The organism is Echinimonas agarilytica (genome assembly GCF_023703465.1).
GTDB classification, from domain to species: domain Bacteria; phylum Pseudomonadota; class Gammaproteobacteria; order Enterobacterales; family Neiellaceae; genus Echinimonas; species Echinimonas agarilytica.
Window position 1 is genome coordinate 329,635 of record NZ_JAMQGP010000003.1, and the last position, 21,841, is coordinate 351,475.

At 47.0% G+C, this 21,841-nt stretch carries 14 protein-coding genes; 9 read left to right on the forward strand and 5 right to left on the reverse strand.

Annotated features, from left to right (window positions below):
* Positions 1-25: 25 nt before the first annotated feature.
* Both NAF29_RS08730 and NAF29_RS08735 read right to left on the reverse strand, forming a co-directional pair.
* The gene (locus tag NAF29_RS08730; protein WP_251261185.1) at positions 26-3,175 is read right to left on the reverse strand and encodes an efflux RND transporter permease subunit; all 3,150 of its coding nucleotides are present in this window, start codon (positions 3,173-3,175) and stop codon (positions 26-28) included.
* A gap of 5 nt (positions 3,176-3,180) precedes the next feature.
* Positions 3,181-4,329: an efflux RND transporter periplasmic adaptor subunit gene (locus tag NAF29_RS08735; protein WP_251261186.1), complete on the reverse strand. Its 1,149-nt coding sequence runs from the start codon at positions 4,327-4,329 to the stop codon at positions 3,181-3,183.
* A 286-nt stretch (positions 4,330-4,615) separates the two neighbouring features.
* Here NAF29_RS08735 and rluB point away from each other — a divergent pair, with 286 nt between their 5' ends.
* On the forward strand, positions 4,616-5,494 hold the full coding sequence (gene rluB, locus NAF29_RS08740) for a 23S rRNA pseudouridine(2605) synthase RluB (protein WP_251261187.1): 879 nt from the start codon (positions 4,616-4,618) through the stop codon (positions 5,492-5,494).
* Positions 5,495-5,586: 92 nt separating this feature from the next.
* On the opposite strand, the gene NAF29_RS08745 is transcribed toward rluB, so the two are convergent.
* Positions 5,587-6,330 carry a YciK family oxidoreductase gene (locus tag NAF29_RS08745; RefSeq protein ID WP_251261188.1) on the reverse strand — a complete coding sequence of 248 codons (744 nt, stop codon included), beginning with the start codon at positions 6,328-6,330 and terminating at the stop codon, positions 5,587-5,589.
* A 221-nt stretch (positions 6,331-6,551) separates the two neighbouring features.
* Between NAF29_RS08745 and NAF29_RS08750 the strand changes: the two genes are divergently transcribed.
* The 7 genes from NAF29_RS08750 to NAF29_RS08780 all read left to right on the forward strand — a co-directional run bounded on the left by NAF29_RS08750 (position 6,552) and on the right by NAF29_RS08780 (position 16,539).
* Positions 6,552-9,095, forward strand: a complete 2,544-nt coding sequence (locus NAF29_RS08750; RefSeq protein WP_251261189.1) for a VolA/Pla-1 family phospholipase — start codon at positions 6,552-6,554, stop codon at positions 9,093-9,095.
* Between the two features lie 160 nt (positions 9,096-9,255).
* A complete protein-coding gene (locus NAF29_RS08755) occupies positions 9,256-10,035 on the forward strand; it encodes an ATP-dependent zinc protease family protein (protein WP_251261190.1) in 780 nt (259 codons plus the stop codon).
* Complete coding sequence (locus tag NAF29_RS08760) at positions 10,025-11,545, forward strand: inactive transglutaminase family protein (protein ID WP_251261191.1); 1,521 nt, start codon at positions 10,025-10,027, stop codon at positions 11,543-11,545. The genes NAF29_RS08755 and NAF29_RS08760 overlap by 11 nt, the downstream gene beginning before the upstream one ends.
* Positions 11,542-12,483: an alpha-L-glutamate ligase-like protein gene (locus tag NAF29_RS08765; protein ID WP_251261192.1), complete on the forward strand. Its 942-nt coding sequence runs from the start codon at positions 11,542-11,544 to the stop codon at positions 12,481-12,483. The genes NAF29_RS08760 and NAF29_RS08765 overlap by 4 nt, the downstream gene beginning before the upstream one ends.
* The gene (locus NAF29_RS08770; protein WP_251261193.1) at positions 12,458-14,293 is read left to right on the forward strand and encodes a M3 family metallopeptidase; all 1,836 of its coding nucleotides are present in this window, start codon (positions 12,458-12,460) and stop codon (positions 14,291-14,293) included. Before NAF29_RS08765 ends, NAF29_RS08770 begins: the two co-directional genes overlap by 26 nt.
* 94 nt (positions 14,294-14,387) lie before the next feature.
* Positions 14,388-15,443 carry a protease SohB gene (gene sohB / locus NAF29_RS08775; RefSeq protein ID WP_251261194.1) on the forward strand — a complete coding sequence of 352 codons (1,056 nt, stop codon included), beginning with the start codon at positions 14,388-14,390 and terminating at the stop codon, positions 15,441-15,443.
* A gap of 61 nt (positions 15,444-15,504) precedes the next feature.
* On the forward strand, positions 15,505-16,539 hold the full coding sequence (locus NAF29_RS08780; protein ID WP_251261195.1) for a GGDEF domain-containing protein: 1,035 nt from the start codon (positions 15,505-15,507) through the stop codon (positions 16,537-16,539).
* Positions 16,540-16,560: 21 nt separating this feature from the next.
* Here NAF29_RS08780 and NAF29_RS08785 read toward each other — a convergent pair whose 3' ends face one another.
* Positions 16,561-17,862, reverse strand: a complete 1,302-nt coding sequence (locus NAF29_RS08785; RefSeq protein WP_251261196.1) for a dicarboxylate/amino acid:cation symporter — start codon at positions 17,860-17,862, stop codon at positions 16,561-16,563.
* A 179-nt stretch (positions 17,863-18,041) separates the two neighbouring features.
* Between NAF29_RS08785 and NAF29_RS08790 the strand changes: the two genes are divergently transcribed.
* On the forward strand, positions 18,042-20,438 hold the full coding sequence (locus tag NAF29_RS08790) for an invasin domain 3-containing protein (RefSeq protein ID WP_251261197.1): 2,397 nt from the start codon (positions 18,042-18,044) through the stop codon (positions 20,436-20,438).
* Positions 20,439-20,490: 52 nt separating this feature from the next.
* On the opposite strand, the gene astB is transcribed toward NAF29_RS08790, so the two are convergent.
* A complete protein-coding gene (astB, locus tag NAF29_RS08795; RefSeq protein ID WP_251261433.1) occupies positions 20,491-21,837 on the reverse strand; it encodes an N-succinylarginine dihydrolase in 1,347 nt (448 codons plus the stop codon).
* Between the last annotated feature and the right edge of the window lie 4 nt (positions 21,838-21,841).

Here is a 21,841-nt window from a genome sequence, read left to right on the forward strand (position 1 = left end):
AGCCTTTTTCGATCATGGAATGGGGTTATTCAGACTTAGCCGGCGCTGCTATCGCGCTTCCCATACCTAGCTTTTCATGCAACCACTCACGGGTGTGCTGAAGCACTGAATACAACGGTGGAATTAACATAATTCCGATGACCGAGGAGGCAATCATTCCTCCAAATACTGCGGTACCTACACTCTGTCGGCTGAGCATGCCAGCTCCGTCGGCAATGACGAGCGGAATTAGACCTGCAATGAATGCAAAACTAGTCATCATCACGGCGCGAAAACGAAGTTTGGCACCCTCGATGGCAGCATCGTTAATTGACAGGCCGTTCTCCCGTTGTTCTTTGGCGAACTCAACAATCAGAATCCCGTTTTTGGCCGAGAGTGCGATGAGCACCACAATACCAATTTGCGCATAGAGGTTGATGTCTAGATTGGTGATCAACAAGGTTAGCATTGCACCAAGCAACGCAACGGATACCGACAATACAACGCCAACCGGAATACTCCAACTTTCATACAAGGCGACTAAGAACAAGTACACGAACAACAGAGCTGCGGCTAAGATTGGACCTGTTTGACCTTCCGCGCGCTTCTCTTGGTAAGCCGTTGCCGTCCACTCAAAACTATACCCAGGAGGTAGTGATACCTCTGCCAGTGATTCCATGGCTGCAAGTGCGTCACCGGAGGAGTAGCCATCGGCTGGAGCTCCGCTAATGGTGAGGCTTCGGTTGTTGTTATAACGCATTACATACTGTGGACGGAGCTGAATCTCGGTTTCGGCCACAGAACGTAAAGGCACCATTTCACCTTGGTTGTTCTTCACGTGAAGCCTGAAGATATCGTCCACTGCATTGCGGTCTTCAGCTTCAGCTTGAACGTTCACCTGCCAAGTCCGACCAAATGCGTTGTAGTCGTTCACGTAATATCCGCCGAGCATTGTTTGCAAGGTCAGGAAGATGTCATTTACGGCAACGCCAAGTGTTTGAGCTTTGTCGCGATCAACATCCAAGTACACCTGAGGTGTATTGGCGGAGAAGGTCGTAAACACCCGATCCAACGGTTCTTTTTGGTTGGCTTGAATCATGACGTTTCTGCCAAGCGCAGCTAAGTCGGTGATCTCTTTACCTTGCAGATCGAGCAATTGAAACTCAAACCCAGAACCCGTACCCAAACCAATAATAGGAGGCAGGTTAAACGGAAATATATTGGCATTTTGGATGGTGCTGACCTTCGCCCCAAGCTGCTGAATAATAGCGTGAGCGTCGAGCTCATCGGTTTGCCGTTCTTCAAATGGGTCGAGCACAACAACCAGGAAACCTGCATTAGATTTGACGATACCGTCAACCAAGCTGTAACCAATTACTTCAGTAACTTCAGCAATGCCTTCAACCTCTGAAGCAACTTGAGCGGCTTCACGAACTACTGCATCGGTGCGATTAACTGATGAGCCCTCAGGTAGCTGAATCTCTACCATGAATGCGCCTTGGTCTTCGTCAGGCAAGAAGCCCGTTGGTACCAATGCACTGGTGCCATAAATGCTAAAGAACACCACCGCAACAGCTGGAATACTAAAGATGGAAACGCGCACCAAACGGCGCACAATGCTGACGTAACCGTCTCGTGCTTTGTCGATTCCACCAATCACATATTTGATGATGCCTTTTTTAGGGCCGTGAGAGGGTTTTAGGAATACAGCACATAAAGCCGGGCTGAGGGTCAGTGCGTTAATTGCTGAGATCACCATGGCTGCAGAAACCGCAACGGCAAACTGATTGAACATTTGTCCCGATATACCCGGAATAAATGCAACGGGTACGAATACCGCGAGCAGTACCGCTGTAATGGCTAAGATAGGTGCGGTGATTTGCCCCATCGCGATTTTGGCCGCTGCAGCGGGACTTAACGATGGATCCTTCTCCATCACCGCTTCAACGTTTTCCACCACTATAATGGCATCATCCACCACAATCCCGATGGCTACCACGAGTGCTAGCAAAGAGACTGTATTCGCGGTAAATCCGAACGCCAGCATCACGGCAAATGCACCCAGTAACGATACTGGAACCGCAACAATTGGAATAATAGTGGCGCGCATATTCCCCAAGAATAAATAGACCACGATCACCACGAGGACGAGCGCTTCAACTAAGGTGTGAAGTACCGAATTAATACTTTCTTCCACGAAGATCGTCGTGTCGTAGGTGACTTTGTAAGCCAAGTCATCAGGGAATGCCTTGGCAGCTTCGTTCATGATGGCTTTTACGCCTTCAGCCGCTTCAATGGCATTGGCTCCTGGAGATTGGTAAATACCAATCATGGCTGAAGCACCGCCTTGGAAACGGGTGGTAATGTCTTCAGAATCACCGCCTAGCTGGGTTCGGCCTACATCTTTAATGCGAACGAAAGAACCATCTGGGTTCGAACGCAAAACAACGTTGTTAAATTCTTCAACGGTGCTCAAGCGTCCCATGGTTTGGATGTTGAGCTGGAAGTCTTGGTCGTCAGTAATCGGTTGAGCACCGACTCGACCTACAGCGGCCTGTACGTTTTGTGACTGCAATCCGGCAATCACATCGTTCACTGTGAGGTTTAGGTTAGTCAGTCGATTGGTGTCTAACCAAACACGCATACTGTAACTTGGGCCGTATAAATACACATCGCCCACGCCAGGAATACGCTTGAGTGAATCGATGAGGTTGATGTTGGCATAGTTACTCAAAAATAGCGTGTCGTATGTTGTGTTTGGTGAATACAACGCGATCATTTGGAGCAGGGCAGACGACTTTTTCTGCACGCTCACACCAATTTTCTTCACCTCTTCAGGCAAACGAGATTCGGCTAAGTCCACTTTGTTTTTGGTGTTGACAGTATTTAAGTCTGGATCTGTACCGGTCTCAAAGGTTAATAGCAGACTATAGCTACCATCACTGCCGCTGGTGGACTTCATGTACATCATGTCGGTCACACCAAGCAACTCGGCTTCGATGGTTTGTGCAACTGTTTCCTCTACCACTTCGGAGCTTGCGCCGGGGTAACTTGCAAAAACTTCTACCTGAGGTGGCACAATGTCAGGAAATTGGGCAACAGGTAGTGCCTTATATGCAATTAAACCCGCAATTGAGATCACCAATGAAATGACGATGGAAAATCGGGGTCGGTCAATAAAAATAGAAGAGAACATAAGCTTTAGCTCCCTTCAGGCGTGGTGATGGTTGCATTGACTTCAATGCCAGGACGAACTTTTTGAACACCAAGCGTAATGACTTTATCGCCTTCTTTGAGGCCTTGGTTAATGACCAAGTTCCCGTTTACAGTTGGGCCCGTTTCGATGCGCTGAATGACGACTTTATTAGTGTCGTCTACGAGTAATACATACTTACCAACCTGGTCAAACTGCATTGCTGCTTGCGGAATCACAATGTGCTGTTCTGGATTTGCATCTTCGATCACGACATTAACCAACTGGTGATGAACCAATATGCCGTCGGGGTTCGCAAACTTAGCTCGAACAATAATGGTGTCGGTGCTGGGGTCGGCTTCAACGTCTACAAAATCAATGGTGCCGCTTAGATCATAAAAGCTCTTGTCTGCGAGCTGAAGCTTTACGTTTACGTCAGCATTGTCTCCATTGTTTTTACTTTTTTGCACCGCTAATAGCTGGCGTTGGCTAATTGGAAATTTGACATACATGGGGTCTTGGCTGACCACTGTTGCGAGAGACCCGCTAGAAGGTCCTACAAAATCACCGACCGAGAAAGGCGACAACCCGATACGACCAGAGATTGGTGAGCTTACATCGGTATAAGATAAATTCAGCTCGGCTCTGACTAACTCAGCTTGCTGCGACAACAAATCACCATCGGCTTCGGTCACATTGGCAATAGCAACATCTAGCTGCTCCTGCGCAATAGCCTTAGTTTTTACAAGTTTGGCACGACGATCACGCTCGATGATCGATAAGCTTTTAGCGCCTTCGAGTTTTTTAATCGCGCCTTTTGCTTTGTCTACGTCGGCCTGGTAGTGCTCTTTTTCAATGGTAAACAACAAGTCACCCACTTGAACGTCTGAGCCTTCGTTCACCAAGCGAGCACTTAAGTACCCTTCAACACGGGCGCGTAATTCAACACTATCGATCGCTTCTACTCGGCCGGTAAATCCTGTTGTAGGTCGCACATCCGCAAGTTTTGCTTCAACAACAGTTACAGTCGGAGGTGGCGCATTTTGAGCACCTTGGTTTGATGAATCGCAACCCCAAAGAGCCACAAGTAATGAAGTGGCGAGCAACGGGCGCGTTATCTGTTGCCAATATTTGGGTTTGCTAAGGTGAATTGTCATGATGTGTACCTTGTCGATCTAAAATAATGTTGAGCAAGCGCAGAATTGCTGCGTTTTTAATTCAGAGTGTCCTCAAGCTATAAAGATAGTTTCTATATTGTTTAGTAATCATAAAATTTAAAAAAAACTAACAAAAATATACAATTTGGATCGTTTTAGAGTTGCTACAAACGGGGAAGCTGGCATCTACCTAGTCGTGGCTGCTTGGTTATCCCTTCTCGCATCTATGTTATGCTCTATATTCAGGCGCATGTTCTGCGCTATTTAATTCTTTATTGGATAATAAATGAGCGAAAAATTACAAAAGGTGTTGGCACGTGCCGGCATCGGCTCACGTCGTGAGATGGAGCAGGTGATTAGTGCTGGCCGCGTGAGTGTGGACGGTGAAATTGCGAAGTTAGGCGATCGTGTTGAAGAATCAGCCGTGTTGCGCGTTGATGGAAAGGTGATTGCGGTTCGTAAAGAAAGTGAAGCTATTTGTCGTGTTCTTGCTTATCACAAGCCGGAGGGCGAGGTGTGCACACGAAAAGACCCGGAAGGGCGTCCGACTGTTTTTGAACGTTTACCTAAAATGCGCAATGCGCGTTGGATTGCAGTGGGCCGATTAGATTTAAATACGTCGGGTTTGTTGTTGTTTACGACTGATGGCGAACTTGCGAGCCGTTTGATGCATCCGTCCTATGAGCTAGAACGTGAGTATGCTGTTCGTATCTTTGGTGAAGTGACCAAAGAAATGCTGCAAAATTTGAAGAAAGGCGTGATGCTGGACGATGGCTTAGCGTCATTTGATAGCATCGTCAATGCTGGCGGTGAAGGTCAAAATCATTGGTATCATGTGACTTTACATGAAGGGAAGCATCGTGAAGTGCGTCGTTTATGGGAAAGTCAGGGAGTGTTAGTGAGCCGCCTGATCCGAGTGCGTTATGGCAATACACTATTGCCTCGGCGCTTACCACACGGCGCCTGGATGGAATTACCGTTAGAAGATGTCAATGTATTGCGTAAAACAGTGGCATTGGATGAAGAAACGCGAACGGTGCTTGACCCATCAAAAGAAAAAGAAAATAAGCCGAATAGCCATCGATTGAGACGTACGGCAGATCGCAGCCGCACACGTCAGAATCAACGTCGAGGCAATTCTCAAACTAAACGCAAAGGCCGTTAATCGTCTCTCGACGATGGGTATTAAAAAGCCGAGTTGATGAAAGTCATCTCGGCTTTTTTTATGGCCACTTTGGGCTGCGATAATGTTATTTACTATTTAGGTTGTGCATCAATGCTTTGGCCGTTTATATCTGCGCTTTGGTCACTCATGAGATAGAGGTAAAGAGGCATTAGGTCCAAAGGCGTTTTTAGTTGCTCGGTTTCTTCCGCCGGATAAGCTCGGGCCCGCATGGCTGTGCGAGTTGCGCCAGGGTTAATGCAGTTCACTCGAACTCGAGTATTGCTCATCTCATCGGCCAATGTTTGCATTAAGCCTTCGGTGGCAAATTTAGAAATAGCATAAGCACTCCAAAAGGCTCGGCCCTTTTTACCCACGGATGAGCTAGTGAACACAATACGTCCTTGCTCAGACTTCTTAATCAATGGCAGCAGTGCTTTGGTCATCATGAAGTGTGACGTCACATTCACCTTCATTACTTTTTCAAAGCTTTCCAAGTCGGTTTGCTCGATGGTTGAAAGTACACCAAGCTCTCCGGCGCTATGCAGCACGGCATCTAATCGCCCTAATGTGCTTTCGATCGTGGAAGCCATGTCTTCATAGTGCTTCTCAGTAGCGCCTTGTAAATCCAACGGGATAATTGCGGGTTGAGGGGCGCCCAAAGCGACTATTTCATCATAGGTTGCTTCGAGTTTGGCGACGGTTCTGCCCAGCAATACAACGGTAGCCCCATGCTCTGCATAGCTTATTGCAGCTTGCTTTCCAATGCCATCTCCGGCACCAGTGACGAGGATGATTTTGCCGTTCAAAGCGTCGGCGTCGACTTGATACTGTTGCATGCTAATTCTGCGCTCTTCAAATGATATGGCGCAGTTTACCTGAGGATGCGGCTATACCCAAATTGTGAGTTATGCGATCAAGGTAACAATGAAAGACTAGTGCAATAGCTCACATTGGTTTAACTTTAACAGGAATTTAAACGCAAGTTTGAAAATTTGTAACAGATGTTTGCTAGCGAAAGACGTCTGATCAAAATAATAAAAAGATATTGGGGAGTTGTATGAATAACAAAGTATTGACGCTGGCCGCGCTAGGAAGCATAGGCTTAGTCGGATGTGGGGGCGATTCGCTTTCAGATATCGCCAAGGATCAAGAGCCCGCAGTTCCTTCATCAAGAATCCTTTTTGATCCCGCAGCTGGAGTTGTGGCCCTGCCTTCAGACCTACTTTTACTCACCACAACGGATGGTAGCCTCGATGTACCGTCTGATGATCCGTCGGATGTTACCGACCCTGCCAACGCCCTGAGTGCGCTTGATGGTTGGGGAACTGCAGCACCAATGAGTATTGATGTGAGCTTTCCGGGCGCATCCTTTGGTGAGTTTAGCGTGAATCAAGCATCAGCTCAGCAACCTGGAGCGGTAGAAGTTCTTGAAGTCATTCTGGGTAACCCACTCTCTGCGGACCCTGATTGTACCAGTGTGCCTACTGGCCTTTTATGTAAAGTGACAGGCCAACTGACGTATGGAATCGACTTTGTAAGCTCAGCTGACGAAGACAGTATTTTGGTTGTGCCGCTAAAACCGTTGAAACCTAAAAACTCTTATTTAGTCGCTACAACAACGCTCGTTGAAGACTCTTCTGGCCGTTCTATTTTGCCATCCTCAAGTTATGAATTGTTGCGTTTGGACTACCAAACGCAACCGTTAGGTACGGAAGAGCAGCGTCAACTGCAAGCAGCAGTGAACAGTTATGAAGCAGGCTTAGCTGGTGCAGGTATTGATGTCGAAAACGTGACTTACAGCATGCCGTTCACCACTCAGTCGGTCACTGATGTGATGGGCGTTGCCCGTCTAGTGATTGCGCAATCTCAACCTGTATTTGCGCCTTACATCGATACCATGATGACATCAGCGGATGTGCTTACCGTGATGAATGGTGGGGCACTCGCACCTGAAATTGAAGCGGTTGCAAGCGCAGCGAAGGTGATGACAACCAGCATTCCGTTACCGATGATGATGGATATTGCCACGGTAGATACATGTGACTTAACTGATTTGGTCACAACGGGTGTGTGTGATGTGTTGTTCTCGCGTTGGGACGCTCAAGGAAGCAGTCCTGTGTCTGTTGCAGGAGCATTAACAGATGGTTCGCTAAGCCAAGAGAATTTTGCCACTCAAGCTTTTACGCAAAACCCAGCATTAACGCCTGAAGATTTGGCAAACCCAGCCAAGTGGGTAGGTTTGAACATTAACAACGATGCAGGTGTCCCGGTTGATACCGAGAAGCATGTAACGCAATACAATCCATTGCCTGAAATCAAAGGTTTTCAATTGGCAAACGTGGTGATCACCATTCCAGATCCTGCTGTTGTAAACGCATTACGTGCTCAACAATTGGGCATTCCGGTGGCTTCGTTGCCAGCAGAAGCACAACTCACCATGCCTGCTCAAGGTTGGCCTGTGGCGATATTCGGCCATGGTATTACAGGCACGAAAGAGATGGTGAATATTGCAGCGGGCACCTTAGCGTTACAGGGCCTTGCGACAATCGCAATTGATTTACCGATGCATGGCGAGCGCAGCGCTGATCTCACAGGGGATGGTCACTATGAACTTACCGCCACTAACCCCCGATTTGGACCACAGTATGCGAATTCGTCAATTTTCACATACTTAAATCTTTCGAGTTTGCTGAGTGTACGTGACACACTGCGTCAAAGTTCTGCAGATTTCTTGACCGTGCGCGCTGCGATTACTTTTTCTGCAATGCGCGATGCAGCAATGCTGCAACAGCCTTTGCTAGACGCGAGTAACGTGACATTCTTTGGTCACTCGATGGGCGCGATTACAGGCGGTAATTCTGTCGCTTTGGCAAACGTACCCTTCGTATTACCAGATGGTACAGCGTCACAGAACCCATTCACCATTAATGCTGCGGTACTCAGCGTGCCAGCGGGAGGCTTTGGCCCAATGGCCGGATACTCACCTGAATTTGGTCCGTTAGTGAAAGCTGGATTAACGGCATCGGATTCTTTCCAGGAGCAATTGCAAGCGGCATCAGGTTTAACGGCTGAAGAATTGGAATTGTTGCAGGCAAATGACCCAGATAGCTACAACGTGATTGTTGATCAAGTTTATCCACCGTTCTTAAGCGCCTTTATGTTTGCCGCACAACAAGCGATTGATGCGGGTGATCCAATCAACTTTGCAAATTTGTATGGTGCATTGGGCACTCCGATATTACTCCATGAAGTGGTGGGCAATGGTGCCGATAACTTGAGCGACCAAGTTCTGCCGAATTCAGTGGCAGCTGACGGCTGGCCTGTATCAGGAACGGAACCGCTTATTGCAGCTCTTGGTTTGGATGGTATCAGCAGTTCTGTTCAAAACGATGCAGGCGTTAGTGGTGCGGTTCGGTTCATGTATGGCCATCACTCGTCTTTATTAGATTCGAGTGTGGTGCCCGGTGTTGCAGAAGATGCAGCTAAAAATGCGATGGTGACGCAAATGATGCAACTGCAAGTGGCGGAATTCTTATCGTCGAATGGTACTCAGGTAACGTTTACTGATGCTGATACGACTTTGGTTGTACCTGCGAATTAAATTAATGCGTTGAATCTCCCATAAGCCCAGCTCTAAGCTGGGCTTTTTTCGTTTACGCGGATGGGTATAATGTGGCCACATTCAATGTGTGTTTATGCTAGGTTTAGGTGCTAACCCGCATAATTCTTCAAACCACAAGAGACCCCTTATAGTGAGAATCATGAGTAAAGCGTGTTTAGTTGCGACCCTAATGTTCGGTTTGTCAGGATGTGCAAGTCACATGGAGGAGCAACGCAATATCTTGCTCGAAGGTGTAGATACCATTATTCAACAGCGAGTCGATGAATCGGCTGAACACTTAATAGACTCGTGTAGAGCTTACGATGCTGTGGATGAAGAGCGCAAAAAGGCGTTCATGCAGCTACTTAACGATGTGAGTGAAAATATTAACGAGATTAAACAAGAGCAACCGGCTATGGCGGCTCAAATCGAGCAAACCTGTACGCAAGCAATTGATACCGAGTCTTTTAGTTCACAGGGCGTGCGCTTTTTAACAGACGGCAAAATGATTGTGGGTGAAAGTGAAATTGTTCACTTAATGCCGCCAGCAGAAGATTTTTATGCTCGGGTGGACTCTGGCGCGACCACATCGTCTCTGGATGCACGTGATATGGTGGTATTTGAACGCGATGGTGAAGACTGGGTTCGATTCAATCTGGTTCACAATGATACAGGTGAAGCGGCAAGCATAGAGCTTGAGGTTGAGCGGTTTGTGAAAATTCGCCAAGCAAACTCACCCAAGCCAGAGCGCCGCCCTGTGGTGAAACTTAAATTGCGGTTAGGTTCGTTTGATGACTATGTAGAGTTTTCACTCGCTGACCGTTCAGCCATGGTTTACCCCGTTTTACTTGGCCGCCGTTTCTTACGTGACGTTGCCGTAGTAGATGTAGCACGTCAATATGTTCAAGGCGGAGAGGAGCTGGTCTCAGATGTTGACTAAATATGGCTTTCGAATCTTTATCGCATTTCTGTTTATCGCCGGTTTGGGACAGGTGATTTACCGTCATGTTGAATACGGGATCCCGCTCGCACCAAGTGAACGCAGAGATGTGTGGCACATTGATGCCAGCATTCAATTCATGGGTAATGATGGGCCGGTCAATGTTTCATTTGCCCTGCCAGAAACTCAAAAGGGTTACAACTTACTCACCGAGAATATGGTTTCTCCCGGCTTTGGTGTTGCTGTGGTGGGCGACGGTGAACTGCGCCGTTCAGAGTGGACGATTTCACAAGCCAATGGCCCTCAAACGCTGTTTTATAAAGTGCAATTTGCAGCTGACAATTTGCTACAAAATAGTCATTTTGAAGCCCCAGCTGAAGCACCTAAGTCAACGTGGATGCTTGAAGAGCCTTATCGAACGGCGGCCAACCAAATTAAAAATGATGCCATTAAGCGCTCTGCTTCGGCTTTGTCATTGGCTCGTCAAATCGGCGTGAACCTCGCCAACGATACCGACCAAAATGTGGCCTTGTTGATGACGCGAGATAAGCCCTCGGTGGTGATGGTCAATTTACTTGCAGAAGCCGGAGTGAATGCTCGTGTGGTCAATGGTTTGTTACTGGATGATGGGCGTAGGCGTCAGAGTTTAAAGTCTTATGTACAGGTTTATGATAATGAGGAGTGGCACTTCCTCGATCCTGAAACAGGCAACAATAATAAGCCACAAGATCTGCTGATTTGGGGGGCTGGGCACGACTCAGTGCTTGAGGTCGTAGGGGCATCGAATTCAAGTGTTCGCTTTTCTATGCTACGTCAAGAGGAGTCTGCGCTGAGCAGCATTAATGAGCAGTTGCATAATTTGGGCTGGGATAATTTTTCGATTTATTCGTTACCGCTCGACCAGCAAACCATGATTAAGAGCATTCTATTACTGCCCATAGGTGCGCTTGTGGTGGTGTTCATGAAAGTTGTCATCGGGTTGCGCACCAGCGGCACCTTTATGCCTGTATTGATTGCCATGGCATTTGTGCAAACCAGTTTGTTGCCCGGTCTGACGAGCTTTATTTTGGTAGTTGGCACTGGGTTATTGATTCGTTCATACCTGTCTAAAATTAATTTGTTGCTGGTGGCGCGAATATCAGCGGTGATCATTGTAGTGATTGGACTGATTATCTTCTTCACACTCACTAGTTATCAGCTCGGTATTACTGACAACGTTGGGTTTGCGTTATTCCCGCTGATTATTATGGCGTGGACCATTGAGCGTATGTCGATTCTGTGGGAAGAAGAAGGTGCTAACGAAGTCTTGGTTCAGGGCGGCGGCAGCCTATTGGTGGCGATGATTGCTTATGTGCTGATCAGTACGCCTTTGTTGCGTCATCTGTCATTCAATTTCTTGGGGCTCCAGCTCATTGTGTTATCACTCATTTTGTGGATGGGGCAATACAATGGGTATCGCTTGACTGAACTGTGGCGTTTTAAAGCCATGTATCAGGATGATGGGAAATGATGGGTTTATTCCGCAAGCTATCTGATCGGGGCATGTTGGGCATGAATCGGCGCAATATCAGCTATATTGGCCGCTACAACGAGCGCTCAAAGTACCCTTTGGTCGATGATAAGCGGCTCACTAAACAAATAGCGGTGGAAGCCAACCTCAATGTGCCGAATTTGCTGGCTGTGGTTGATGAACAGTCAAAAGTACGCAGTATTCACCAGATGGTTCAGGGGCATGAAGGGTTTGTGATTAAGCCTGCGAAGGGCTCTGGCGGCAAGGGTATTTTAGTGATTTTACGCCGCGACGGTGACAACTATGTAAAATCTAACGGTGATGTGGTGTCGCGCTCGGATGTTGAACGGCACCTATCTAATACGCTTAGCGGCTTATTCAGCTTAGGCGGAACCCCCGATGTAGCCGTAGTTGAGGCGCTCATCGACTTTGACCCTGCTTTTGCAGACTATAGTTTTGAAGGTGTTCCGGATATTCGGATTATTATCTTTCAGGGCTTCCCTGTGATGGCGATGATGCGCTTGGCAACTCGCGCCTCCGATGGCAAAGCCAATTTGCATCAGGGAGCGGTTGGTGTGGGACTTGATATAGCCCAAGGCAAGACCCTTCGGGCAGTGCAGTACAATCAACCGGTGAAACATCATCCAGATACCGGTGCAGAATTGGCTCAATTAAATGTTCCGCACTGGCGAACCATGCTCGACCTCGCTGCGGGCTGTTATGATATTACCGGTCTTGGTTACATGGGCGCAGACATTGTCTTGGATCAGAAAAAAGGGCCAATGCTGCTGGAATTGAATGCGCGTCCAGGATTATCGATTCAAATTGCAAACGGTGAAGGCTTGTTGCCACGACTCAGACACATTGAACAGTCGAATTTAGATTTTGCCACAGTCAAGGAACGCGTGGACTATGCGGTTGAAAATTTCACAAATTAAACTGATTTCATTTTTCTGTGCTCTGCTGCTGAGTGGCGTTGGTCACGCTATTGCGACGGAGCAGAGCGTTTGGCCGAACACTGTCTCTGAACTAAATCAGCAATGTGATACCGCTGATGCGGCGTTTGACCCGCCGATCAAATTTGATGAGGCCGATGAGCGCGTCCTGTTCGAGCTAGATAGCCGACTCCAGCAGGTCCATGAGCAATTAAAACGCGTGATGGTGATTGCAGATGCAAGCTCAAACAGTGCGCTTAGAGATGCTGCTGTTCAGTGCATTGACAGGCTGTCCTATCGCGAAAATCATTGGTTCCAAAAGGATAGTGTCGTTACCGCATTAACTGATTTGGAAGACGAGCCTTTATCAAAGCAAGGTCAGCGTGTGATGAGTTTGTGGCGCTACCAAGGTGCTTTGAATGCGACACAAAGAGCAGCGCATGCATCAGATCTTCTGGCGGTGACGGAATCGGCCTATATCGACAACATTAAGAAAATCAAAAAGCGCTTAAGAATGCCTGAACGTTGCTTACAAGGCGTTCAACCAGAACGGGTGTTAAAATGGCAGTTTGAAGGCCAGTTTGAACTCCCTTTGTCGGGAAAAGATGTCTCCATATTCTTAGCTTCAGATGCTGCAGTGGAATGCCGAAAAATGGCATGGACGGCCTATCATTCTCGAGGGCTTCCAGAAAACATCATTCCTTTTGATGCCATGATGTCACAGCGTCGGCTGTTGGCATCGATGCTCGGTTTTGATAATTGGGCGAGTTGGCGATTAAGAACATCAATGCTCAATTCTACCGAGTTGGTGAATGATTTTTTAACCACAATGCATTCGAAGCATGCCCCGAAACAGCCGCTCGATCCCGATTGGTTATGGACGCTTGAACGTCGCTCAAATAGCAGCGCTCAATACATTGAAATGACTCCGACCGAAGTGATAACACAAAGCTTTGAACAGCTTGAAAAATATGGCTTAACGGCGAGCAGGGTATCTCGGGGAACGTTGTGGCACCCTTCTGTACAAGTTTACCAAATAAGCGCTAACGATCAGCCTTTAGGCCTGCTAATGCTTGATGTGTACAGTAGAAAAGGTAAATTCTCAAAACCTCGCATGCGAGGTTTGAAACGCGCCGTGTACGAGCAGCAACATGCAGAAACTGCTGTTATCGTCAGTTTGCCACGTCGAGAATGGGATGCTGGACATGCCCTAGTGTATTACCAGCAATTAGGATTGGCGCTACAACATATCATTGCTCGCGCCGATTACCATACCTTGAGCGGAGGGCCAATTGAGCCGGACGTTCGCCGTTTAGGCGCGCATTTAGGGACGTTGATAGCGTTTGAAAACTCAGGGCCGAAACATGCTGAACAGCAACAAATTTGGCGTAAACAATTAATCGAAGAAAGCCATTTGACGGATACCAACCGTTTTGCAAAGCAACTGTTTAATGCATCAAAAAGCCTCAGCTACCACACTATAGAAGCCAATTCCCCAGCCGACTATACCGATATCAATGCCCCGCTATTTAGAGCGTGGATGAGCGTGCCTATGCCGACTGGCTTAGCACCGCAGTACAGCAGTGCTTTCTTAGCGCATGAAGAAGTGTTGTATTTTGCTCGCATTTGGAGCGAACAATTGGCTCTATTTGTTTGGCGTTGCGATAAGAAAGTTTCTTCAACACAACTACTGCAACAACTATTTCGTCCAGCGGGGCAGAATGACATGATCGAGAATATTGCCGATACGTGTCGGAACATTAAATCTAAAGCTGATTTAGTTCAAACCGTTGCCACCCAAGCGCGGCAGTAGAGAGTGTTTAAATTTATCAAACTGGTAAGGCGTTGTAGGTCTGGTACAATCCGTGGCTGATTCGTACAATTGCTGTTGAATAGAGAGAATTACGTTGGAATTTTTGTTTGAATACGGGCTGTTTTTGGCGAAGTCGGCCACTGTTGTTGTGACTATCGGGTTAATCGCAGCCATTGTTTTTGCTAATTCAGGCAAAGCGAAGGGGGGTAAAAAGGGCACTCTTGAACTGACTGATTTGGGTGAGAAATACGAAGATCATGAGTTAATGATGCAGGAACAATTGTTAACTGAAGAAGAGATTAAGCAAGCTCGAAAAGACGAAAAGAAACGTCTCAAAGAAGAGAAAAAACAAGCCAAAAAGAAAGGTGATGACAAAGCAGATGAAGTGCTAACGTCGCGCGTGTTCGTATTGAAATTTAATGGCAGTGTTGACGCGCATGAAGTCGAGTCTTTGCGTGAAGAAGTTTCGGCTATTTTATCGGTCGCAGATAAAGAACGCGATGAAGTCTTGCTCAAACTTGAAAGCGGTGGTGGTGTTGTTCACGGGTACGGCTTGGCCGCGTCGCAACTTGATCGCCTCAAAAAAGCAGAAATACCACTCACGGTAGTGGTAGACAAAGTAGCCGCCAGCGGTGGTTATATGATGGCATGTTTGGCAGATAAATTATTTTGTGCGCCATTTGCGATTATTGGCTCAATTGGTGTTATCGCTCAGGTTCCAAATTTCAATAAACTTTTGAAAAAACATGATGTTGAGTTTGAACAAATTACTGCTGGGGAATATAAGCGCACTTTGACCATGTTTGGTGAAAATACCGATAAAGCACGCGAAAAATTCCAATTGGAAATTGATGAAGTGCACGGTTTATTTAAAGATTTTGTTCAGCGCTACCGGCCGGAATTAGATCTTGCCAAGGTTGCAACGGGTGAACATTGGTTTGGGGCGCAGGCACTTGAGCTAGGACTTGTTGATGAACTCGCAACGTCAGACGAACTGTTGGGCCGATACTACTCTGAAGACAAAGAATTGCACCTTGTTGAATTTGTTGCTCGCAAAAAGTTATCAGAGAAAGTGGCCGAGAACGTCGTGTCGTCGTTTGTAAGTTCAGCCACAAATAAACTCATGAAAATTCGTCACTGGTACCAATAAGTAGATCGATAAAAAATGTAATTATAGGGAATTGGAAGCCCTCAAATGCCAGGAGGGCACAATGATTCATCAATCAGATCGAAACAATCTCATTTCTATGTCGGATGAAACACCGGCAGGAATCGCAGGGCCGCGCATCAGTCTGATGATGCATTGTGTCGCCATTGGCCCTGTCATCTCGCTCACTATTTATCATGTCTTTTTTGGCAAACCAGGAGTGGGCTTAGCATTAGCTTGCGTCTGTGCCATTTTATTGTTTGCCATTTGCTTACTTCTTGCTCGCCCAGAGTCAAAAGCTCATCAGTTGATTGATGGGCTTTTTATGTTCATTAGTTTGCCGGTTTTATTGTGGAGCCTCACGCAAGAAAACATGTATGGCATTCACCTAATTGCACCTTCTATTTTTGCAGCCTTTATTGTGCTGCCTGTTCGGCTTTCTAGTGTACTCATGGCGATTTATACGCCTGTGGCGATTGCTGTGTATTGGCACCTAAACGGCCCAGAAGAGGGCATACGTGTGTTATTTGGGCTGATGTGTGTGTATTTCTTTGGTTTTGGCTTGTCGCATATTTTGGTCAGCATGCACCGCGACATGGCCTATTCCGCTTACATAGACACACTGACAGGAGCGTATAATCGAAATCGACTATTCGACCAATTGAAACTTCATCTTCAAAGTGTGCGCCGTGGCCAATCAACGGTGACCTTGGTGCTGTTAGATTTAGATCATTTTAAAGCGGTGAATGATGAATATGGTCACGCTGTAGGAGACGATGTATTGAGTTGGTTTGCTCAAACATTGATGAGTTTTACGCGCGAGGAAGATTTACTGTTTCGGTATGGTGGGGAAGAGTTTTTATTGATTATTCCTGGCCAAAATAGTGATGATTGTGAAAACACGATAACTAAAATTAGAAGTCGGATGAAAGATGCAGAAACGCCATATGGACTTGATATTACTTTCAGTGCGGGTGTATGTGAGGCGCAAGCTGCAAAGATGGATTTAGATACATGGATAGAGTGCGCTGATCAGGCTCTGTATCAAGCCAAGCGTGATGGCCGAAACTGCGTGAGAAGCTGGGCTCAATCAGATTGAACCCAGCTGTTGTGATGAGCTTTATGACTTGAGTTTGAGGTTCAAATCTTCTTCTTTTAAGCCCGCAGAAGCGTCGTTATAGACATCGACATCAAGCTTTCCTTCGCTTTTTGCAACAATACAGGTGACCATCGAGTCACCCGTTACATTGACCGCTGTGCGGGTCATGTCGAGTAGTCGGTCAACACCGATAATCAACGCAATACCTTCAACCGGCAAGCCCACTTGTTGCAGTACCATTGCCAGCATGATTAAGCCAACGCCCGGTACGCCTGCGGTACCAATCGAAGCAAGTGTTGCGGTGAGAATAACGGTCAAAAAGTCGCCTATCGATAGGTCAATACCGTATACCTGAGCAATAAACACAGTGGCCACACCTTGCATGATGGCGGTGCCGTCCATGTTGATTGTGGCGCCTAGTGGCACAGTGAAGGACGCCACGCTGTTCTTCACACCGAGTTTACGCGTGGCTGTTTCCATCGTGACAGGAATCGTTGCATTGCTTGATGCTGTGCTGAATGCGAACAGGATTGCGTCACGCATTTTCTTCATAAAAATAAAGGGGTTCAAGCGAGAAAATGATGAAAGTAAAGTAGGGTAGACAATCGTTGCGTGGATGATCAGCACGCAGAACACCACCATAAAGTAACCCAGCAAGTTATAAATAGTGTCGAGCGCCATTTCGCTGAACAACTTTGCCAACAAGCAAAATACGCCGTAAGGGGCAAGATTCATTAGAATCGTGACCAAGCCCATAATGACTTCACTCAAATCTTCAAACATGCGTGAAACGCGTTGACCTGCTTTGCCAGAAATTGACATGGCAAAACCAAATAATAATGCAAATACAATGATTTGAAGCATGTTTCCTTTAGCCATTGCTTCAATTGGATTACGCGGGAACATATCGATAAACACTTGGCTTAACGCCGGTGCTTGCGTGGCGTTAAAGTTTGCGGCGGTATCTAGATCAAGTCCATTACCGGGGCCTATCAGTGTGGCTGCTGTCATTGCAAGCGCAATCGCAATCGCAGTGGTGAGCAAGTACAGCAATATCGACTTGCCTCCAAGGCGCCCGAGTGTGGACGCATCTTTAAGCGAACATGTTCCGCATACCAGAGAAACAAACACTAACGGCACAACAAGCATTTGTAGGCTCGCTACAAATATTTTTCCGCCAACATGAAATACGCCTTGGATGACATAAGCATCAACCAGCTCATTGTTGGGGAAAAACTGTCGAAGTAAGAAACCGCATAAAATACCGGCTCCCATACCGACTAAAATCCGTTGCGTCAGTGAAAGATCTTTAAATTTAGACATCTTTAATCCTGATTGTCGAAAAGTTGCGATAGCCTAGCAATTCATTCTGATGCTATAAAGCTTATCTGCGACGAGAGTTTGATCCAGTTAATGGAACTTTGTGATTACAGATATAGCAGAAAGTTGGTTATAGTTGTGAGTGTTTTGAACAGTCCGGCATACGCAGGGAGAAGTACATAATGTGGAATAGGGTTCAGTGGCCAGCACTTCTGATGGCAATTTTGTTATCAGGATGTGGTGGAAGCAGCGGTGGAAGCCTAGTGTTTGATGATGGTACAGGTGATGATACTGACCCTGAACCAACAGAGCCAGTTAGCACAGTAGAAATATCGTTATGGGATTGCGATAGTTACGACATTTCAGATCCTAGTATTTCCGATTGTTCTGAAACGAACGAGGTACGAGAGACGCCAACCACGGTGGTGTATGTGGTTGCCAAAGAAGGAGGGCGTGAAGCCTCCGGTGTCAAAGTCACTGTCGACACAGACAAAGGTAATTTGTCGGTCTCAGATGGCAGTGTTTTGACCAATTCAAATGGCCAAGGCTACATGACGTTAGCGCCCGGAGAAGACACCGGTGTTGTGACGCTCACGGCTAATTATTCTGATGCTGATTCAGCGGAAGTGATTGCCACTATTTTTGGTGCCCCAACTACATCTGACAAAACCATTGATGTGAGTTTATGGGATTGCCCGCCAAGTCAAAGCGGATGCATGGAAATTGATGACTTCTCATCCGCATCACCTGCACTTATTATCGTGAAAGCCACTAGCGATCAGCAACCAGCCACTAAAGCTAAAGTGGTAGTGACTGCCGACAAAGGCACCTTGTCACCGTCAGATGGTGTTGCCTTAACGGATGACGAAGGTATGGCTTACATAGACATATCAGCGGGCGTTGATAGCGGTATTGTCACCATTTCTGGCACATACGATGATGCTTCTGACGAAGTGCTAGCAACGATTAACGAGGTTAAAATCAACCTTGAGCTGACATCAACTTTGGCTCCGGGTGATGAGTTGGCCGATGGCTCTACATTGCCGATTACGGCCACATTAACCACAGATGATGGCGAACCTTATTTGTCGCCAGTGGAAGTGACGTTTACGTCTCAATGTGTGGCAAGCGACAAAGCTGAGTTAGATGATTCTATATTAGCCACCAATGGTACAGCTCAAGCCACATACAAATCAGCAGGGTGTGAAGCTGAAGATGTGATTACGGCCTCTGTGACATTGGGCAGTTCGAGCGACACGCAGCAGCTTCTTATTCCGATTGCAGTGACGTTGGCTGGCAATATCGAATTTGTTTCAGCAGCGCCAGAATTGATCAACTTGCAAGGTACGGGGGGGCAAACAAGTTCTGTCGTGACCTTTAAAGTGACAGACTCAAGTCAAAATGTGAAACAAGGCCAACAAGTTAACTTCTCACTCGCCAGTGGCGAAGATAAAGTTGAATTGAATGTGATGTCGGCCATTTCTAACAATGACGGTGAAGTGACCGTGACGGTGACGTCTAAGTCACTGCCAGGCTCGGCTCGTATTCAAGCCGAAGTGGACGGAAGTGACCCTATCATTACAGCGGTATCATCCGTGCTCGCAATTGCAACGGGCCTGCCTGACGCGGACAGTTTCTCAATTTCGTTTGATACTGTGAATCCGAATGCGTGGAGCACAGATGGTGTTCCTGTTGTTGTGACTGTTAGAGTTGCTGACCACTTTAACAACCCAGTCCCTGACGACACGTCTATCTCGTTTATTGCTGAAGGCGGTTCAATTCAACCGGCTTGTAAAACGAGTGGTGGCAAATGTTCGGTGACGTGGGAGTCTGCAGATCCAAGGCCACTCGACGCGCGCGTCACTGTATTAGCATTTGTTGAGGGTGAAGAATCATTTTATGACCTTGATGGGGATGGTTTGTACACCGAGGGTACAGACACCTTTGTTGCTTATTACGATTTAGGCGAGGCCTATCGCGATGACAATGAAAATGGTGTGTATGACGATGTGGACCAATTAATCGACCGCAACAAAGACCGTATCTATAACGGGCCAAATGGCATCTACGACGGCTTGCTGTGTAGCGATGCTTCATCTGCAACCGGTGGGTGTAATAAATCATTGGTTGATGTCACTAGTCTTGGTGCCAATGTGATTGTCATGGCTGGCAACAGTCCTGAGGCATATTTCTGTGCCAACGATGGTTCTGATGTTGATTGCAGCGGCGGACCAAGTGGTGCACCATCGACTCAAGCCAGTAATATTGATCGTGTGTATGTTTGTATACGCGACCGTGCACCAGACGGAACCTATAACCCTGTTGCTCAAGATAGTACGATTAGCTTTAGGGCGGGGTCGGGCTCTGATCTTGTGGTTGAAGCACCGTCAAATTTCGTGCAAGGATTTACCAATAACGCGATTTACCATGACTTCTTGGGTATTGATGATACCCAGTCTTGTGGTGATGGGTTGTACAGCGTTTTAATCAATACCGATGAAGGCTTGGGCAGTGTTATTGTCGAACTTGGAACTGGAGAAAACCCCATTTCATCTTCAATTTCGATAGTGGCTCCATAAGCTATAAATCGACTAAAAAGGCGCCGTTTGGCGCCTTTTTTTATGGGGGGGGCTAAAAGGACTGTTGGAATGGGTAAATAGAACCTAAATCAAGAAGTTGAGTCAGTTGATCTAGTGCCTCATGGCACTCTTGAATAAACGTCATGTCAGCGAGATCTGCTACTTCAACACGATCGCGGTAATAGCGTTTAATGCATTGTTCCAATGCTGCAATTTTAGTCTCTGACATGAGACACGCTTGGTTTACCGCGGCGGCTTCGACATCGTTTAATACCACTCGTAAACGAAGACAAGCAGGGCCACCACCATTGGCCATGCTTTGTTTCACATCGATGAATTCGACCTGTTGTATCGGCGTGTTCTGTTGCATCAAGTCTTTTAAATAAGTCTCTACGCTTGCTGTTTTTTGGCACTCTGTTGGCGCTACAAGAGCCATGGAGCCATTTTCTAGCGTTATTAGTTGAGTATTGAACAAATAACTTTGAATGGCGTCAGAGACGGATACAGCCTTATTTTTCACTTCAATTAAGTGTAACGGGTGATGACCTTCGTAGGCGGCGGTTAAGTCGGCTTTTAATTGTGCCGGTTCGGCAAACGCTAGCTCGTGATAGAAAAGTGCGTTGCTGTTCCCCACGCTGATGACGTCATTGTGAAATACGCCAGCATCAATCACATCGGGATTTTGTTGCGCGTAAACCACTTTGCTTGGCGATAATCCATGTTTCCGTGCAACCGCTTGACTGGCTTCGAGCGTTTGGCGGGCAGGAAATTTTTTGGGAGAAGGGACTGAACCATCAAAAGCTACTTTACCGTAAACAAACAATTCTACGCCCGCTGTGCCATAGTTACTGCACAAGCGCGTGTGGTTAGCAGCGCCTTCATCTCCGAAATGTTCTGACATGGGCAGAACAGCGTGATGATGGAAATGCTGACGGCTCGGAAACACCCGTTGTAAAAGTGTTCGGGTAAATTCGGGCTCTAGTGAACGATGGTACTTATTGACCAAGTTTGCTGCGGTAAAGTTGACCTTGCCGTTGGCGCAATCGGGACTGGGTGAAACCGTGGCAGCATTGGCGGTCCACATGGATGACGCCGACATGCAAGACTGAAAAATTGCAGGACATTGTTGACTTGCGGATCGAATCACATCAGCATCTGTGCCAATGAAACCCAAGTTTCGTAATGCCGAAACGTCAGGTCGTTGTTGCGGAGCGAGTACGCCTTGAGGTATTCCTAAAGAGAGTAGCGTACGCATTTTTGACAAGCCTTGAAGGGCTGCTTTTTGAGGGTTAGATGGCGTTTGAGCATTGCCGGTTGATGCAATGTTGCCAAATGATAGGCCCGCATAGTTATGGTGAGGGCCGACCAAACCATCAAAATTAAATTCTTTAAACGACATAGTT

What these genes read in the sequence shown, in the direction of transcription:
- NAF29_RS08730 (WP_251261185.1), bottom strand. Translation starts at nt 3,175, where the DNA reads ATGTTCTCTTCTATTTTTATTGACCGACCCCGATTTTCCATCGTCATT.
- NAF29_RS08735 (WP_251261186.1), bottom strand. Translation starts at nt 4,329, where the DNA reads ATGACAATTCACCTTAGCAAACCCAAATATTGGCAACAGATAACGCGC.
- rluB (WP_251261187.1), top strand. Translation starts at nt 4,616, where the DNA reads ATGAGCGAAAAATTACAAAAGGTGTTGGCACGTGCCGGCATCGGCTCA.
- NAF29_RS08745 (WP_251261188.1), bottom strand. Translation starts at nt 6,330, where the DNA reads ATGCAACAGTATCAAGTCGACGCCGACGCTTTGAACGGCAAAATCATC.
- NAF29_RS08750 (WP_251261189.1), top strand. Translation starts at nt 6,552, where the DNA reads ATGAATAACAAAGTATTGACGCTGGCCGCGCTAGGAAGCATAGGCTTA.
- NAF29_RS08755 (WP_251261190.1), top strand. Translation starts at nt 9,256, where the DNA reads ATGAGTAAAGCGTGTTTAGTTGCGACCCTAATGTTCGGTTTGTCAGGA.
- NAF29_RS08760 (WP_251261191.1), top strand. Translation starts at nt 10,025, where the DNA reads ATGTTGACTAAATATGGCTTTCGAATCTTTATCGCATTTCTGTTTATC.
- NAF29_RS08765 (WP_251261192.1), top strand. Translation starts at nt 11,542, where the DNA reads ATGATGGGTTTATTCCGCAAGCTATCTGATCGGGGCATGTTGGGCATG.
- NAF29_RS08770 (WP_251261193.1), top strand. Translation starts at nt 12,458, where the DNA reads ATGCGGTTGAAAATTTCACAAATTAAACTGATTTCATTTTTCTGTGCT.
- NAF29_RS08780 (WP_251261195.1), top strand. Translation starts at nt 15,505, where the DNA reads ATGATTCATCAATCAGATCGAAACAATCTCATTTCTATGTCGGATGAA.
- NAF29_RS08785 (WP_251261196.1), bottom strand. Translation starts at nt 17,862, where the DNA reads ATGTCTAAATTTAAAGATCTTTCACTGACGCAACGGATTTTAGTCGGT.
- NAF29_RS08790 (WP_251261197.1), top strand. Translation starts at nt 18,042, where the DNA reads ATGTGGAATAGGGTTCAGTGGCCAGCACTTCTGATGGCAATTTTGTTA.
- astB (WP_251261433.1), bottom strand. Translation starts at nt 21,837, where the DNA reads ATGTCGTTTAAAGAATTTAATTTTGATGGTTTGGTCGGCCCTCACCAT.